This is a genomic window from Nonomuraea sp. SYSU D8015 (assembly GCF_008065375.1).
In the GTDB taxonomy this organism is placed as follows: Bacteria; Actinomycetota; Actinomycetes; order Streptosporangiales; family Streptosporangiaceae; genus Nonomuraea.
The window spans coordinates 209,082-225,200 of record NZ_VJYI01000017.1 but is presented as its reverse complement, the minus strand read 5'-3'; the positions used below and the strand labels follow the sequence as shown (position 1 = coordinate 225,200).

Genomic DNA, 16,119 nt, shown 5'->3' with positions numbered 1-16,119 from the left:
CGGGGCATTCCTGCTCAGGGTGTGGTGGCGCAGTACTCGCGGGCGCCGCTCGTGTAACGCATGCACACGCGGTCGCCGGTGACGAGCGGCGGGTAGGGCCGGAAGTCGCCGTGGAGTGCGGTGCCGCTGCTCCACGTCGCCAGGGAGCCCTGGGCGGGAGCGCCGTTGACGGTGAACGAGAAGATGGCCGTCTTGGGCGCGGGCTGGATCCTGAAGGAGGCGCTGTAGGAGCCGGGGACCCCCCGGATGCCGAAGCAGACCGGCGCCTCCGGGATGCAGTAGACCTCCGCCGCCGCTGGGGCAGGGGACGTCTCGGCGGTGGCCGCGCCGCCGAGGGGCACGAGGGCCGCGGTCAGGCCCGCGACGGCCCATAAACGGGCGCCGGACGGGCGGCGGGGCGTCGACGTCGTGTTCGCGCGCATGCGGTCTCCCTGACGATGCCGGTGGATTCCCTTCCGCAGGGAGCATCGGCGACCCGCCGCACTTCGTCAAGATCGCCTGTAACGTTCATGGACGCTCAGAAGCCGAGGGCCTTGAAGGCGCGGACCTGCTCGGTGATGGCGCGCTCGGTCGGCAGCCGCTCGACGGACGAGGCGCCGAAGAAGCCGACCACGCCCTTGGTGCGCGACAGGACGTGGGCGGCGTCGGCGGGCTCGGCGATGGGGCCGCCGTGGCAGAGCACGAGCACGTCGGGCCGGACGGCGGCGGCCGCGTCGCGCATGGCCTGGACGCGCTCGGCGGCCTCGTCCAGGCTCAGCGCGGTGCCGGCGCCGATGCTGCCCTTGGTGGTCAGCCCGACGTGCGGGACGAGCACGTCGGCGCCCGCCTCGGCCATCGCCCGCGCCTGGTCCTCGTCGAAGACGTAGGGGGCGGTGACGAGGTCGCGCTCGTGGGCCAGCCGGATCATCTCGATCTCCAGGTCGAAGCCCATGCCGGTCTCCTCCAGGTTCTGCCTGAAGGTCCCGTCGTACAGGCCCACGGTGGGGAAGTTCTGGACGCCCGCGAAGCCCATGGCCTTGAGCTGGTCGAGGAAGAGCGGCATGACCCTGAACGGGTCGGTGCCGCACACGCCCGCCAGCACGGGTGTGTCGCGGACGACCGGCAGCACCTCGGCGGCCATCTCGACGACGATCTGGTTGGCGTCCCCGTACGGGAGCAGCCCGGCCAGCGAGCCGCGCCCGGCCATGCGGTAGCGGCCGGAGTTGTAGATGATGATCAGGTCCACGCCGCCGGCCTCGGCGCACTTGGCCGACAGGCCGGTGCCGGCGCCCGCGCCGACGATCGGCCGGCCGGCGGCGATCGTGGACCGCAGCCTGTCGAGGACGTCCTGCCTGTTCACGTGGCACCTCCGGTGATCATGTCGTGGAGCCGGTCGGCCATGGCGCGGCCGAAGGCGGGGTCGTTGATGTGCAGGTCGAGCTCCTCGACGGCGACCGGGGAGCCGCGCAGGCCCTCTTGCATGGCCTCGAAGCAGGCGGCGTCGGCCTTCGGGTCGGCGAAGGCCGCACCGGGGGCGTCCAGCGCGGAGACCCCCTGCCGGGGCACGAACAGGGCCGTGGGACCGGTCGCGGCCCGGAGCTTGGCGGCCACGCGCCGCCCGAGCTCGCGCATCTCGTCGGGCGTGGTGCGCATCAGCGTGACAGTGGGGTTGTGGACGTACAGGAGGCGGTCGGCGAACGCGGCGGGCACGGTGTCACGGGGGCCGAAGTTGACCATGTCGAGCGCGCCGGGGGCGACCACCTGCGGCACGCCGTGCGCGCCGGCCGCGGTGAGCCGTTCGGAGCCGGCCGACAGCACGCCGCCGACGAGGTCGTCGGCCAGCTCGGTGGTGGTCAGGTCGAGCACGCCCGCCAGCATCCCGCTCGCGGCGAGCCCTTCCAGCGCCCGGCCGCCGGAGCCGGTCGCGTGGAAGACGAGCACCTCGTAGCCGAGCTCGGCCAGCCGCTCCCGGGCGGCGTCGACGGCGGGCGTGGTGACGCCGAACATCGACGCGCCGATCATCGGCCGGTCCGGCTCGCCCGCGGTCCGCGCTGCCCTGGCCAGCCGGTACGCCTGGCCCATGCCGGCGGCCGCGGCGGCGGCGTTGCCGAGGATGGCGCGCGACACCCGGTTGATCCCGGCGATGTCGACCACGCTGTACGTCAGGGTGACGTCCTTCGCCCCGACGTACGGCGACACGTCGCCCGCCGCCATCGTGGAGACGATGAGCTTGGGCAGGCCGATGGGCAGGTCGCGGACGGCCCGCGCGGCGATCGACGAGCCGCCGCTGCCGCCCAGCGCCAGTACGGCGTCCACGCGGCCGTCGGCGTGCAGCCCGGCCAGCACCGCGGCCGCGCCCTCGCCCATGGCGGCGACGGCGGCGCCGCGGTCGCCCCGCTCGCGCAGCGCCCGCACGTCGTGCCCGGCCGCCTCGGCGACCTGCTCGCCGGTGACGTCGGCGAGGAAGTCGTGGGGGCCGACGCCCGCGTCGACCACGATCACGTCGCTGCCCAGCTCCACGAGCCGGTTGCGCAGCCAGGCGTACTCCTCGCCCTTAGTGTCGAGAGTGCCGATCAGTACGACGGACGGCATGTGGTGCCTCACCTCTCTGCTCACCGGCCTTCTCCGCCTTGGTGAGCGGGTCGACGGCGCTCGGGAACCCCGCGTACATGCCCGGTGGGACGGGCTCCCACGCCCCTCTGGGGGTTCAGGGGAGGAAGCCGTGGCGCCGGGCGGTGACGACGGTTTCCATGCGGGTGTGAGTGCCGAGCTTCCGCATGGCGTTGCGGAGGTAGCTCTTCACCGTCTCCGGGCGGATGCCGAGCCGGGTGGCCGTCTCGGCGTTGCCGCAGCCGACGGCGACCAGGGCGAGGACGTCCAGTTCGCGGGGTGACAGCGGGTTCGGGTGGGTGCCGGCAGAAGGGCGGGCCAGGCGGTCGCACACGTCCTCCAGGCGGGCCCGGAGTCCGGCGTCGGCGATCTCCCGGGTGATGGCCCGCAGCTGGGCGTGGGCCTGGCGGACGGCCTCCCACTCCCCCGCGCCCGGGGTCTCGCGGGCGGCCCGGGTGATCGCCGCCGTCTCCAGCTCGGCCAGGCGGCGTTCGACCTCGCGGCGTACGGCCAGTTCGAAGCCCATGCGGGCGGCGACCTGCGTCATGGCGTCCACGACGCGGTCGCTGATCGACAGCGGCTCGCGGATGCCGCCGTACAGGACGCCGGACACGGCGCCGTCCACCGTGACGGGCACGGCCGCGATCGCCCGCAGCCCTTCCGCGATCACCGGTTTGTCGTACTCGTGGCTGATGCGAGGGTCGGCGGCGTAGTCGTCGACGGCGCCGGGCCGGGCCGTGGTGAGCACGCGGCCGCCGAGGCCGCTGCCCGCGCTGACGGCGAGGCCGCGCAGCACGCCGGTCAGGGTGCCGCTGAACTCGGTCAGCGTGACGCCGCGCCACCCGCCCGCCACCACGCCGCCGAACGCGACCGGCAGCCCGGTCGCCCGGCGCAGCCGTCCGACGGCGGTGTTGAGCGCCTCGCGTTCGCGGTCGGCGGGCGCGTGCGGTGCGGCCATGTCCTCCAGCATGGACGCGGCCGGCGGTCGGGGCTACCCCCGAACGGGGGTGGCGGCGGGTCCGGGGGCGGGGGATCCTGCGGGCATGGCTGATGCATTGCTCTCGTACGCCTCGGGTGTGTCCGCCGTCCCCCTGCTGGGCGAGACGATCGGGGAGAACTTCGAGCGCGCCGTGGCGCGGTTCGGCGGGCAGGAGGCGCTGGTGGACGTGGCGGCCGGGCGCCGCTGGACCTACGCCGAGCTGGACGCCGCCGTGAACGAGGTGGCGCTCGGCCTGCTGGCCCGCGGCATCGCCAAGGGCGACCGGGTGGGCATCTGGGCGCCGAACTGCGCCGAGTGGGTGCTCGTCCAGTACGCCACCGCCAAGATCGGCGCGATCCTCGTCAACGTCAACCCCGCCTACCGGGCCCACGAGCTGCGGTACGTGGCCGAGCAGTCGGGCATGCGGCTGCTGATCAGCGCCGTCGCGCACAAGACCAGCGACTACCGGTCGATGATCGGCGAGATCGGGTTCGCCGACGCGGTCTTCATCGGCGAGCGCGAGTGGGATGAGCTCGTGGAGAGCGGCCGGCGGGGCGACCCGGCGGCGTTGCGGGCGCGGGCGGCGGAGCTGGCGTTCGACGACCCGATCAACATCCAGTACACCTCGGGCACCACCGGCTTCCCCAAGGGCGCCACGCTGTCGCACCACAACATCCTCAACAACGGCTACTTCGTCGGCGAGCTGCTCGGCTACACCGAGCGGGACCGGGTGTGCCTGCCGGTGCCGCTGTACCACTGCTTCGGCATGGTCATGGGCAATCTCGGCGCGGCGTCGCACGGCTCGTGCGTGGTGCTGCCCGCGCCGGGCTTCGACCCGGAGGCGACGCTGCGGGCGGTGCAGGAGGAGCGGTGCACGTCGCTGTACGGGGTGCCGACGATGTTCATCGCCGAACTCGCCGTGTCCGGAGATTTCGACCTTTCCTCCCTGCGTACCGGGATCATGGCCGGCTCCCCCTGCCCCGTCGAGGTGATGAAGCGCGTCGTCACCGAGATGAACATGACCGAGGTCGCCATCTGCTACGGCATGACCGAGACCTCGCCCGTGTCCACGATGACCCGCAGGGACGACGGCCTGGTCCGCCGCACCGAGACCGTGGGCCGCGTCATGCCGCACACCGAGGTGAAGATCGTGCATCCGGAGACCGGCCTGGCCGTCCCCCGGGGTGAGCCCGGCGAGCTGTGCACCCGCGGCTACTCGGTCATGCTGGGCTACTGGGGGCAGCCGGACGCCACGTCCGAGGCCGTCGACGCGGCCCGGTGGATGCACACCGGCGACCTGGCCACCATGGACGGCGACGGCTACGTCGCCATCGTCGGCCGCATCAAGGACATGGTCATCCGCGGCGGCGAGAACATCTACCCGCGCGAGATCGAGGAGTTCCTGTACGGCCACCCGGACATCCGCGACGTCCAGGTGATCGGCGTGCCGGACGAGAAGTACGGCGAGGAGCTCATGGCCTGGATCGTCATGCGGCCGGAGGCCGAGCCGCTGACGGCCGAGCAGGTCCGGGAGTTCTGCGCCGGCCGCCTGGCCCACTACAAGATCCCCCGGTACGTGCACGTGGTGGACTCCTTCCCGATGACGGTCACCGGGAAGATCCGGAAGGTGGAGATGCGGGAGCAGGCCGCCCGCCTGCTCGGCACGTAGATCGAAAGGTGTACGCCGATCTCCTCAACACGCAGGAAGCCCGGAGGGCCGGCCTTTCACTAGCGTTTCCCCATGACCTCCGCCCGCAAGACGCTCATCACCGGCCTGGCCACTTTCGTCGCCGGCCTGGCGTTGTGGCTGTTCGGCCTCGACGTCGAGATCTTCATCTTCACGCCGTCGAAGCTGGGGGTGGTCCTCATGGTCGTCGGCGGGCTGGAGACCCTGTACGGCGTGCACAAGGCCGTGCGGGACTGATCGTCGGTCCGGCGCGGCCGGCACGCGGCCTCCGGGGTCGCGCCGGCCGGCGCCGCTCGGCACAAGACGCGCATATGCGGATCTTCTCGAGTGCGCCGCCCGCTTTCCACCCATGATGAAAACCATTATCGTTGCGGCGAGATCGTCGGCGACGAGGGGAGAACAGGGTGCGGGGACGAGCCGCGATCGTGGCGCTGACCGTGCTGTCAGCAGGAGCCCTGGCAGGATGCGGCGGCTCGCCCGAGGCCGGGGACGACACCGGCCGGATCACATTGGCGGCTCCCCGTGACCTGGTCGCGGGCCCGCAGGATCCGTACTTCACGCATCAGACCCTCCGCGTCTGGGAGCCGCTGGTGACCGTGGACGACCGGCTGCGGCCGGTGCCCGCGCTCGCCACGGCCTGGGCGAGCGCGGACGGCGGCAAGCGGTGGACGTTCACGCTGCGCGAAGGGGTGCGCTTCAGCGACGGGACGGCGCTGGACGCCGAGGCGGTGGTGGCCAACGTCAAGCGGTTCCTGCGGATCGCGCCCCGGCAGTCGGCGTTCTTCAGCCTCGACGCCGGGATGGAGGTCGCGTACGGCAAGCTCGGCGAGGTGCGGGCGGACGGCGCGAACCGGGTGACGTTCGAGCTGCGGGAGCCCGTGGCGGATCTGCCGGGGCGGCTGGCCGGGTTCTACAGCATGGTGCAGTCCCCGAAGGCGTTCGCCGCGTCGGGCGACTTCGCCGGCGACCCCGTGGGGACCGGTCCGTACACGCTCGCGCGGTGGGTCAAGGGGCAGGAGGCGGAGCTGGCCGCCAACCCGCACTACCACGGGGCCGCGCCGGCGTACGACAAGGTCGTGATCAAGGTGATCCCGGACGCCAACGCGCGGGTCGCCGCGCTGCGCGCCGGCGAGGTGGACGGGCTGATCGACAAGGGGGCGCTGCTGTCCGGGCAGGTCGCCGCCGTGGCCGCCGACAACCGGTTCAGGGTCGTGCGCAGTCCTTCGGCGCTGACGCACTATCTCACCTTCAACGGCTCGCGGAAGCCGTTCTCCGATCCGCGGCTGCGGGAGGCGGCGGAGCTGGCCGTCGACCGCCGGACGATCGCCGGCAAGCTGCTCGCCGGCACGGCGACGCCCGGTGGGGCGTTCCTGTCGCCGGTCTTCGGCGAGCTGAGCGATCCGGGCATCACGGCCGTCCACGATCCGGCGAAGGCGCGGGCACTGGTGAGCGCGGCCGGAAAGCCCGCGGCGCCGGTCACGATCCTCATCTCGTCGGCCGAGACCGGGCAGTTCCCCTACACCGACATGGCCGAGGTGCTGCGGGCGGCGTTCGAGCAGGCGGGGCTGCCGGCGAAGGTGACGGTGGCGGAGGCGACGAAGGCCGTCATGGAGGCCGGCGACTACGACGTCTTCCTCAGCGCGTACAGCGTGCCCAACGGGGACGCCGACTACCTGTTCCGCCGGTTCCTGCGCTCCGACGCCGCCTGGAACGTCGAACGCAGGCTCGGCTACCGCAGCGAGGAGTTCGACACGCTCGCGGATCAGGCGGCGGCCGAGACCGACGCGGGGCGGCGGCGCGATCTGTACCGGCGGGTCCAGCGGCTGCTCGCGGCCGACCGGCCGATGATCCCGCTGGCCTATCAGGACAATCCCGTGGTGACGACCGCCCAGGTCGGCGGCGTGGTGCAGAATGCGGCGTATGTCGTGGATCTCGGCAAGCTGACGCCGTCGGGCTGACGTGGGTTTCCTGCTGCGGCGCGGTGCGGAGACACTGCTCGTGCTGCTGGTCCTGTCGGTGCTGGTCTTCCTGCTGACCGCGCTGGCGCCCGGCGATCCGGCCGAGGAGATCCTGCGCCGGGGCGGGATCCAGCCGACGGCGGGCAGCATCGCGACCCTGCGGGCGGAGCTGGGGCTCGATCAGCCGCTGCCGGTCAGGTACGTGGAGTGGTTGTCGGACGTGGTGCGGGGCGATCTCGGGCGTTCCTACGTGGACCGCTCTCCGGTGAGCGGTGAGATCGCCGCCCGGCTGCCGGCGACGTTGCGGCTGGCGGGGGCGGCGGCGCTGGTCGCGGTCGGGCTCGCGCTGCTCGCCGCGTTCTGGCCGGGCGGGCGCGTCGTGACGGCCGTGGCGGTGGCGGTGGCGAGCGTGCCGCCGTACATCGTCGGGATCCTGCTGATCAGCGTGGTCGCGGTGGGCCTGCGGGCCCTGCCCACCGGCGGTGACTCCGGTCCCGGGGCCGTGGTGCTGCCCGCGCTGACGCTGGGGCTGGCGGGCGCGGCCACGCTGGCCCGGCTGCTGCGGGCCGACCTGGCGCAGGCGCTGGCGCTGCCCTTCGTGAGGCTGGCCGCGGCCAAGGGTCTGAGCGCGCGGCGCGCCGTGTCGGTGCACGCGCTGCGGGTGGCCGCGCCGAACGCGATCGCGGCGGCCGGCGCGGTGCTCGCCGACCTGGTGGCCGGGGCCGTGGTGGTGGAGACGTTGTTCTCCTGGCCGGGGGTGGGGCAGCTGGCGATCTCGGCGATCAGGCAGCGGGATCTGCCGGTGGTGCAGGCGTACGTACTGGTCGTCGGGGTGGCGACGGTGCTGGTGCTGGCCGTGGCGGACCTCTGCCTGGCGGCGGCCGATCCCCGGGTGCGGCGGTCGTGAAGGGCCGCGCCGTCCTGAAGGGCCGCGCCGCCGTTCCGGGCCCCGCCGCCGTGCGGGGACGGGCGGCGGGCGTGGGCGGGCGCGCCGGGGTCGCGTTGCTGGCCGGGGTCGTGGTGTTCTGCGGGCTCACGCCGCTCGTGTCGCCGTACGACCCGTATCTGCCGGATCCCGCGCGTGCGCTGCTGCCGCCGGGCGCGGAGCACTGGCTGGGCACCGACCAGCTCGGCCGCGACCTGCTCACCAGGACGGCGGCCGCGGGCGCGGTGTCCCTGCTGACCGCCCTCGCCGTCACGGCGATCACCACGGCGTTCGGGACGGTCGCCGGCGCCGTGGCGGGGCTGGCCGGTGGGGTGCCGGAGCGGCTGCTGCGGCACGCGTCCGCGGTGGCGCTCGCGCTGCCCGGGCTCACGTTCGCCCTCGCGCTGGCAGGCGTCCTGCCGCCAGGACCGGGCACGGTCGTGGCGGCGCTCGTCCCGTTCGGTTGGGTGAGCTGCGGCCTCGTCGCGCACACGGCGACCCGGCGGGTGGCCGCGTCGGGGTTCGTGCTCGCCGCCCGGGCCATGGGGGCGTCGCCGTCCTACCTGCTGCGCCGCACGATCGGCCCGCACATCGCCGGGCCGGTGCTCACGGTCGCCACCGCCGACCTCGGCCGCACGCTGATCGCGGCGACCTCCCTGAGCTTCCTCGGCATCGGGCTGCCCCCGCCCGCGACCGACTGGGGCGGCATGGTGAGCGAGGCCGTGCCGCTTCTCGTCGCCGCGCCCCGCCTGGCGATCGTGCCCGCTGTCGCGCTGGCCGTCACCGGCGTGGCCGTGGCGCTCGTGGCCGACGCCCGCCGGCTCAGCCAGGAGTGATCCGGATCGGGAGCGTACGCGGCCCGCGTACCTGGCCCGGGGCCCACGTCACCGCCGAGGGGTCAGCGAGCGTGAAGGCCGGAATGCGCTGCAGCCAGACCTCCAGCGCGACCCGCAGCTCCATGCGCGCCAGGTGGGAGCCCACACAGCGGTGGATGCCCAGGCCGAAGGCGACGTGGCGGTTGACCTCGCGGTCGATCACCACCTCGTCCGCCCGCTCGAACTGCGCCGGGTCGCGGTTGGCCGCCGGGAACGACAGCAGCACCCAGTCGTCGGCCTTCATGTCGACGCCGCGCCAGCGCATGTCCTCCTTGACCAGCCGCGCCATCGTCACCGGCGCGTACACGCGCAGCAGCTCCTCCATCGCGGTGGGCAGCAACCCCGGCTCGGCGACCAGCCGCTCCCGGTCGGCCGGGGTCTTGGCCAGGTGCCACAGCGACGCGCCGATCGCGCTCCAGGTGGTGTCGATCCCGGCGATGAGCAGCAGCGCCATCGTCCCCGCCACATGGTCGGGGGCCAGCTTCCGCCCGTAGAGCTCGGCGTTGATCAGGTACGTCGTCAGGTCGTCGCGCGGGTGGTCCACGTGGTCGCGGATCTGGGCCAGCAGGTAGTCGAACAGCCGTCCCATCCGCTCCATGCGCTCTTCGGGGGGCAAGTTGACGCCTTCGAGCGCGTTCTCGATGAACTCGCGGAAGCGCGGCCCGTCCTCCGGCGGGAAGCCGAGCATGTCGGCGATGACCCGCACCGGGATGTGCTGGGCGTAGTCGCGGGCGGCGTCGACGACCTCCTGCCCCTCCAGGGCGTCGATGAGCGCGTGGCAGTACGCCCTGGTCGCCTCCTCCCGCCGGGCGACCGCGCTCTTGGTGAAGGCCGGCAGCAGCAGCTTGCGGGCGTCGTGGTGGAAGGGCGGGTCGGAGGAGATCGGCGGCGAGCCGCCCATCGGCGCCAGCTCCTTGGGCGGCCGGAAGTTGCTCATGATGATCGACCGCGAGGAGAAGTGCTCCGTGTCGTACGCGATCGCCGCGACGTCCTCGTAGCGCGTGGGCAGCCAGCCGCCGCCGAACCGCTCGGTGTGCGCGATCGGGCAGCGCTGCCGCAGATCGTCCTGGATCGGATACGGGTCGGCCACCCACTCCGGCTCGAGGTGGGAGAAGTCGGTCGCCCAGTCCGAGACCGGACCGGTGATGATCTCGTTGCGCGTGCCGAGGGGCAGGTCTCCGCGCGTCTCCCTGAAGTCCTGGGTGAAGCGGTCGTCCACGGTCATGTCAGGCCTCCTCGTGGAGCTCTATCGCCCGTTCGGGACAGTTGGACACCGCCAGGCGCGCGGTGCGCTCGTCGCCGGGCGGGACGACGCCGGTGCCGGGCACGGTCCCGTAGCCCTCGTCGTCCTCGCCGAACAGCCCGGGGGCCAGGTCGTAGCAGCGGCCGTGCCCCTGGCAGCGCCCGGAGTCGATGCGCAGTTTCATGGCGTTTCCTCCTTGTGAGGCGGGGCCAGGGCGGTGACGACCCGGCTGAGCAGGGCGGCCCATTCCTCGTCGTCCACGGCGTGCAGGTCCGGCGTGACGAGTGCGCTGCCCATCGCGAGCAGGAGGCAGAAGTGCGCGAGCGCGTCCGGCGACAGCGCCGGGTCGAGCTCGCGGCCGGACTGCGCGACCCGGACGAGCTCGGCGATCCAGTCGGCCCGCTCGCCGACGTAGTCGCGCATCGGCCCAGCGACGTCCTCGTCGCGGCGGGCCGCGACCAGCGCTTCGACGATGAGATAGCCCTGCGGGTCGCGGCGGCGCGGCAGCCAGCGGCCGATGACCAGCAGCAACTCCGTCACCGACCGGTCCGGGTCTGCGGCGAACAGCTCGGCCAGCAGCCGCCGCCCGTGCGCCCGCAGCGCGGCCACCAGCAGAGCGGCCTTCGAGCCGAAGTGCGCGTAGAGGGCGCCGTTGCTCACGCCCGCGGCCGCGGCGATGTCGGCCACGCGGGTGCCGTCGTACCCGCGCCGGGCGAAGACGTCGGCGGCCGCGCGCAGGAGCCGCTCACGCGTCTCGGCGGCCGTCACACCAGCGATACGCCCCATAGATGAATTAAAAGTACGTTCATTTTTCTTCGTCAAGAGTCTGCGCGGATCCGGGGGCGTTGTCTGAGGCGCTTGCGGATGTCAGTTCGGCGTGGATCTTGAGAGGCTGCGTAGGGCGGGCGACCAGCCTCGTAGAAACAGTAAGGAAACAACCGCCGCTCTACTACTGATCCGCATGACGTACCGAACTTCACTGACGGCACTGGCCCTGGCGCTGGCGGGGTTGGCGGCGCATCCTTCCGCGGCGGGTGCCACCGCCACCGTCGCCGCGAGCGCGAGCGCCACCGCGAACCCCAGCTCGAGCTCCGGCGTGTCTTCCGTGCAGTGGAAATCCTGCCCGGCCTACACCGACGAGGTGATCCGGAGCCTGGGCGTGGCGGAGGACAAGGTTGCGGCGTTCCACTCCTTGATGAAGCGCCTGGAGTGCGGCACGGTCAGCGTCCCGCTGAACCATCGTGACCCCAGCGGGCGGAAGATCGACATCGCGGTGACCCGGCTGGCCGCCACGGACGAGGCCCACCGGCTCGGCGCCGTTGCCGTCCTGCCGGGCGGGCCGGGCAACAGCGGATACCTGGACCCGGTCCTGCGGGCCGCGCTCAGGAACGAGGAGATGGCGGGGCTCAACGAGCGGTACGACATCATCGGCTTCGACCCGCGCGGGGTCGGGAACAGCACCAAGGTCGCCTGCACCTTCTCGCCAGTGGGCCCGCGGGAGCCCGGCACGCTGACCAAGGAGGCGGCCAGGAAGATATACGACGCCCAGGTCGCCGCCAACCAGAAGTGCGGACGCTCTGACCCCGCCTTCCTCGGACAGCTCACCACCGAGAACGTGGCCAAGGACCTGGACCTGGTACGGACCGCGCTGGGTGAGAGCAAACTCAACCTGCTCGGCTTCTCCTGGGGCACCTATCTGGGCATGGTGTACCGCAGCCTGTTCCCCGGGCACACCGGACGGGCCTTCCTGGACAGCGTGGCGCCGCCGTGGACCCGTATTGACGAGCACGCCAGGGACAGCGCGGAGGCGGCCGAGCGCAACTTCGGGCGCATGGCCGCCTGGCTGGCCCGCCGCGACGGGACCTACGGTCTCGGTGCCACCGCACGGAAGGTGCGCGAGGAGGTGGCGAAGCTGGTCCGCGCGTACGACCAGAGCCCCAAGACCTACACCGACCTGCAGCGGCCCATCGACGGCTCGGCCGTCGCCGACCTGGCCAGCCGCAACTCGACCGAGTGGGTGCGCGCGGGCAAGGCGCTGGCCGAACTGCGGACGGCGACGGGCACCACCGTTCCGCCCGCCGTCAAGGAGCTGCTCGGCGCACCGATGATGGGGACGCCCGTGCCCGGCGCGCCCGAAACACTGAACAGGACCATGAACTTGGCCGTCGCGTGCAACGAGGACAGCAGCCGGGCCGGTTTCGACACCGCCTGGCATGACTACCAGCAGCTCGTGAAGCGCCATCCGGCGACCGGCCGGTCCTGGGGACTGCCTGTCATGTGTCCCGGCTGGCCGCTGCCGGTGCAGCAGGCCACGTTGAAGCGGAGCAGCGGGTCACTGGTGCTGGCGGGGCACCTGCACGAGTTCATGTCCGTCTACGACTGGACGCTGCAGACCCGGCGCGCCATCGGCGGCACCGTCTATACGGTCGCCGACGACGTGCACGTGTCGACCACCCGGGTGCCCAAGTGCGCCGCCGACGTGGTGCGGTACCTCGAGACGGGCCAGATCGGCAAAGGTTGCGAGGGCAGCGCTATCCCGAGCTGACCACCGGTCACCGGCCCGGCGACCTGCCACGGGTCGCGGGGCCCGATGCCCTGGCGGCGTCATCGGGGCGCACGGCCCGCCCGCCCGGGACCACGGCGAGCACCCGGTTCATCCCGTGCGGGGTGTGGGGGCGGTCTACATCATCGGGAGGGCTGCAGCAGGAGGGCGCATCCCGCAACCATCCAGCCCTTTCCCGAACCGCGCTCGGATTGGCACTGTCACTTTGAATGGCGTTCGGCCAAGCTGATGAGACATCGCTCTAAAGACAGTGCCCTGTTCAGCGATACGCGCCGCTGTCAGGTTCGGCGTCGCCAGACCGCGGCATACTCAGCGGCGGGCCGCCCGATCGGAGGCCAGGACGCGACGGCATCGATGGTCTGGGCCAGGTGCTCCCGCTTGCCGTGGTAGCGCTTCCGCCGCTTGCCTGAGACGAACCGGCGCCTTCCGGGCCGGTGGGCGGCGGGTCGGCGGACCTGGATCTCGGTGCCGTCCAACCGGAGACGCACGCCGTCGGCCTGGGCATAGGCGAAGACGTCGGCCAGGGTGCGCAGGCGGAACCGGGAGAAGGTAGCGAGGCCGCGGGCGGCCGGCAGCGGCCGGATCTCTCCGATGACCTTGGTCACGGTGCACCGGTCGACGTCGAACAGCTCGGCCAGGGCCGCGCGGGTGAGGTCCAGCCGCAGGTGCGCGAGGGTGACCAGGACCCGGTCTACGAAGACCAGCCCACGCCGGCGGCCCGCCCCTCGATCAAGGTGCCGAGATGTGCACGGGACAGGCCCGTGAAGGCAGAATGAGACAGGGCTGTACGCCTCGCTGATCGCACGCAACCGACGACGAGCTGGACATCGCCACTGTGATAGTCCTGGGGGATCAGGTCGAGTCGGGTAGCCCTCAGTCCTCGGGGTCGCGCAGGCCGACGCAGTCAAAAGCCCAAAGGGCCTCTGAGTAGACGAAGGTGCCCGTCATCCACGGCTCTCCTTTGGCGGCAATGCCGTCGCCGCGCTGGCCGGCGCGCCGGTCGACCCGCAGAAGGTGGCCGCTGTCTTGGCCGGGACCATCCCGTTGCCGGAGATCCCGGAGTTCCCCGGGGTCCTTGCGGCGCTTCAGAAGAAGGTCGCACTCCGCAGCGACCAACGCAGAGGCTCGCGACCATGTGGCTCACGACGCAGCCTCCTTCGTGCGGCATCTCGGCCATCCCTCCCAGGTCGACCGATCATGGGGATAGGAGTGACCGCTCACTTGCGGAAACGTTCTGACCGACCCGTATGAGGGCAGGACAGCAGGAGGTGCAGCCCGCAATGGTGGCAATCGCCTGCTGTACGGGCGGGCAGCGCCGAGGAGAGCTGGCGTCACGGCCTGCTCATGGCAGCAGTGCCAGCTTGCCCACGGTGCCCCGCGCTTCCATTTCCGCGAGCGCTTTCGGCCCCTCGGCCAGCTCATGGATGGTGGGCCGGCCGGGGCCGAGCACCCCGGCCGCGAGGAGCCCGAACATCTCCCCCATGACCTCGCCGAAGATCTGCGGTGCCGCCTGGATCAGGATGCCGATGTTCAGGCCGATGACGTGGATCTGGTGCTTGTAGACCAACTCCCAGTTGCTGATCGCCGCTTCGCCGCCGGCCACCCCATAGACGACGACCCGGCCGGTGACCCGCTTGGTCGCGGCCAGGCTGGCGTCGAGGGTGGCGCCGCCGACCGACTCCAGCACCAGGTCGACTCCCGCGCCGCCGGTCAGTCGCAGGACGTCGGCGGCGAGGTCGGCGCCGCGGGAGTCGATGACGTGGTCGGCGCCCAGGGCCCGTACGACCTCGTGCTTGCCTGGCGAGGCCGTGGCGATCACCGTCGCGCCGTAGTGCTTGGCCATCTTCACCGCGGCCTGGCCGGTCCCGCCGGCCGCGGCGTGGATCAGCACGGTCTGCCCGGCGGCGATGCCGCCCAGCGGTTTGAGCGCCGCCAGCGCGGTCGGCCAGTTCACGACCAGGCCCAGCGCCTGCTCGTCGGCCCAGCCCGCCGGCACCGGCAGCGCGGCGGCCGCGGGCAGCACCATGTACTCGGCGAAGGCGCCGCCTTCGATGCCGACGCCGATGACGTGGGCGCCGGGCTCCAGGGCGGTCACCCCCTCGCCGACGGCGGTGACTTCACCGGCGCCCTCGATGCCCGCCACATACGGAGGCTGCGGGCCACCTGCGAACGTGCCGCGGGCCTGTGAGATGTCGACGAAGTTGACGCCGGCGGCGGTGACCCGGATCAGGACCTCACCCGGGCCGGGGCTCGGCACCGGTGCGTCGGTGATCAGGCACAGGTCCTGCGGGCCGTTCAGTGACGTCTGCTGCAGGGCGCGCATGGTTGCGGGAATGCTCATGGCCGTCGGCTTTCTTTGTTTGTCGAACGACCAACAAATCGTGTCACGCCGCGCGACGCAGGTCAAGGTAAACTTGATCGAACGACAAACAAGTACGGAGACGCATCCCGATGGCTACTCGCGGCAGGCCGCGCACATTCGACCCGGACACCGCCCTGCGCCAGGCGCTGGACCTGTTCTGGGAACGGGGCTACGAGGGGACTTCGCTCAACGACCTGGCCCAGGCCATGGGAATCGCCTCGGCCAGCATCTACGCCTGCTTCGGCAGCAAGGAGGACCTGTTCCGCAAGGTCATGGCGCTCTACGGCACGACCTCAGGCGAGCCGCCCAGGCGCGCGCTGCGCGAACAACCGACCGCACGCGCCGCGATCCACGCCATGCTGCGCGCCACCGCCGATGAGATCACCCGCCCCGACACCCCCCACTACTGCATGCTCATCCTGGCCGCGCCGACCGGCGCCGTGGAAAACCACGCGGTCCGAGAGTTCCTGGCCGGCCTCCGGCGCGACATGCACACCACCATCAAAGACCGACTCGCCCGCGGCGTCACCGACGGCGACCTCATCGCGCCGCCCGCCGGCCTCGACGCCATCGCCCGCTTCTACACCACCGTGGTGCAAGGCCTGTCCATACAAGCCCGCGACGGCGCCGGCCGCACCGAGTTGGAAGCGGTCATCACCTGCGCGATGGCCGCCTGGGACACGCTCACGTCCGTGCCGTCGCACCAAGTGCACTAGGGGCTCCTCGCGCAACCAGGCCGTCCCACCCGCAGCCGCCGCCAGCAGGTCATACCCGAGCCATAGCGCAGCCGGTCATCCAGCCGCTTGCGCCCGGGATGCCGGAAGCGCCGCTGACGCTGGGGCAGCAACGGCTCGATCACCGCCCGGAGCTCGTCGCTGACCTCCCGCGGCTTCGCCCGCGCCACCTGTACTCCTCTTGCCACGACTACAGCGAGAGAT

The 16,119-nt window shown here is 72.3% G+C and carries 16 protein-coding genes and 1 pseudogene; 7 read left to right on the top strand and 10 right to left on the bottom strand.

The window, feature by feature from the left end; genetic code table 11:
* Positions 1 to 14 precede the first annotated feature (14 nt).
* The 4 genes from ID574_RS45710 to ID574_RS45695 all read right to left on the bottom strand — a co-directional run bounded on the left by ID574_RS45710 (position 15) and on the right by ID574_RS45695 (position 3,547).
* Positions 15 to 422, bottom strand: a complete 408-nt coding sequence (locus ID574_RS45710) for a hypothetical protein (protein ID WP_188195322.1) — start codon at positions 420 to 422, stop codon at positions 15 to 17.
* A 95-nt stretch (positions 423 to 517) separates the two neighbouring features.
* On the bottom strand, positions 518 to 1,339 hold the full coding sequence (locus ID574_RS45705) for a phosphoenolpyruvate hydrolase family protein (RefSeq protein ID WP_188195321.1): 822 nt from the start codon (positions 1,337 to 1,339) through the stop codon (positions 518 to 520).
* Positions 1,336 to 2,571, bottom strand: a complete 1,236-nt coding sequence (locus ID574_RS45700; RefSeq protein WP_188195320.1) for a Tm-1-like ATP-binding domain-containing protein — start codon at positions 2,569 to 2,571, stop codon at positions 1,336 to 1,338. The genes ID574_RS45705 and ID574_RS45700 overlap by 4 nt, the downstream gene beginning before the upstream one ends.
* Before the next feature lie 115 nt (positions 2,572 to 2,686).
* Complete coding sequence (locus ID574_RS45695; protein ID WP_188195319.1) at positions 2,687 to 3,547, bottom strand: LuxR C-terminal-related transcriptional regulator; 861 nt, start codon at positions 3,545 to 3,547, stop codon at positions 2,687 to 2,689.
* Between the two features lie 85 nt (positions 3,548 to 3,632).
* On the opposite strand from ID574_RS45695, the gene ID574_RS45690 reads away from it, so the two are divergent.
* The 5 genes from ID574_RS45690 to ID574_RS45670 all read left to right on the top strand — a co-directional run bounded on the left by ID574_RS45690 (position 3,633) and on the right by ID574_RS45670 (position 8,974).
* On the top strand, positions 3,633 to 5,237 hold the full coding sequence (locus ID574_RS45690; protein ID WP_188195318.1) for an AMP-binding protein: 1,605 nt from the start codon (positions 3,633 to 3,635) through the stop codon (positions 5,235 to 5,237).
* Between the two features lie 72 nt (positions 5,238 to 5,309).
* Positions 5,310 to 5,492, top strand: coding sequence for a DUF5708 family protein (locus ID574_RS45685; protein ID WP_188195317.1), 183 nt, complete (start codon positions 5,310 to 5,312; stop codon positions 5,490 to 5,492).
* A gap of 167 nt (positions 5,493 to 5,659) precedes the next feature.
* Positions 5,660 to 7,213 carry an ABC transporter substrate-binding protein gene (locus ID574_RS45680; RefSeq protein ID WP_188195316.1) on the top strand — a complete coding sequence of 518 codons (1,554 nt, stop codon included), beginning with the start codon at positions 5,660 to 5,662 and terminating at the stop codon, positions 7,211 to 7,213.
* Between the two features lies 1 nt (position 7,214).
* Positions 7,215 to 8,120, top strand: coding sequence for an ABC transporter permease (locus ID574_RS45675; RefSeq protein ID WP_188195315.1), 906 nt, complete (start codon positions 7,215 to 7,217; stop codon positions 8,118 to 8,120).
* Positions 8,117 to 8,974: an ABC transporter permease gene (locus ID574_RS45670; RefSeq protein WP_188195314.1), complete on the top strand. Its 858-nt coding sequence runs from the start codon at positions 8,117 to 8,119 to the stop codon at positions 8,972 to 8,974. The genes ID574_RS45675 and ID574_RS45670 overlap by 4 nt, the downstream gene beginning before the upstream one ends.
* Here ID574_RS45670 and ID574_RS45665 read toward each other — a convergent pair.
* From ID574_RS45665 to ID574_RS45655, 3 genes are read right to left on the bottom strand one after another with little or no spacing between them, the layout of a single operon-like run.
* The gene (locus ID574_RS45665) at positions 8,961 to 10,238 is read right to left on the bottom strand and encodes a cytochrome P450 (RefSeq protein WP_188195313.1); all 1,278 of its coding nucleotides are present in this window, start codon (positions 10,236 to 10,238) and stop codon (positions 8,961 to 8,963) included. The genes ID574_RS45670 and ID574_RS45665 overlap by 14 nt on opposite strands.
* A 1-nt stretch (position 10,239) precedes the next feature.
* Positions 10,240 to 10,440 (bottom strand): ferredoxin, encoded by a 201-nt coding sequence (locus ID574_RS45660; protein ID WP_188195312.1) that lies wholly within the window; start codon positions 10,438 to 10,440, stop codon positions 10,240 to 10,242.
* Positions 10,437 to 11,042 (bottom strand): TetR/AcrR family transcriptional regulator, encoded by a 606-nt coding sequence (locus tag ID574_RS45655; protein ID WP_188195311.1) that lies wholly within the window; start codon positions 11,040 to 11,042, stop codon positions 10,437 to 10,439. Before ID574_RS45655 ends, ID574_RS45660 begins: the two co-directional genes overlap by 4 nt.
* Positions 11,043 to 11,217: 175 nt before the next feature.
* On the opposite strand from ID574_RS45655, the gene ID574_RS45650 reads away from it, so the two are divergent.
* Entirely contained in the window at positions 11,218 to 12,801 is a 1,584-nt protein-coding gene (locus tag ID574_RS45650; RefSeq protein WP_188195310.1) for an alpha/beta fold hydrolase, read from the top strand.
* A 296-nt stretch (positions 12,802 to 13,097) separates the two neighbouring features.
* Here the strand turns inward: ID574_RS45650 and ID574_RS60795 are convergent, their stop codons facing one another.
* Both ID574_RS60795 and ID574_RS45640 read right to left on the bottom strand, forming a co-directional pair.
* Complete coding sequence (locus ID574_RS60795; RefSeq protein WP_223167753.1) at positions 13,098 to 13,628, bottom strand: transposase family protein; 531 nt, start codon at positions 13,626 to 13,628, stop codon at positions 13,098 to 13,100.
* Between the two features lie 533 nt (positions 13,629 to 14,161).
* Positions 14,162 to 15,160: an NADPH:quinone oxidoreductase family protein gene (locus tag ID574_RS45640; RefSeq protein ID WP_188195309.1), complete on the bottom strand. Its 999-nt coding sequence runs from the start codon at positions 15,158 to 15,160 to the stop codon at positions 14,162 to 14,164.
* A gap of 110 nt (positions 15,161 to 15,270) precedes the next feature.
* Here ID574_RS45640 and ID574_RS45635 point away from each other — a divergent pair, with 110 nt between their 5' ends.
* Positions 15,271 to 15,897 (top strand): TetR/AcrR family transcriptional regulator, encoded by a 627-nt coding sequence (locus tag ID574_RS45635; protein ID WP_188195308.1) that lies wholly within the window; start codon positions 15,271 to 15,273, stop codon positions 15,895 to 15,897.
* A 32-nt stretch (positions 15,898 to 15,929) separates the two neighbouring features.
* Here ID574_RS45635 and ID574_RS60790 read toward each other — a convergent pair.
* Positions 15,930 to 16,085, bottom strand: a pseudogene (locus ID574_RS60790) (IS5/IS1182 family transposase); the annotation flags it as partial.
* Positions 16,086 to 16,119: the final 34 nt, after the last annotated feature.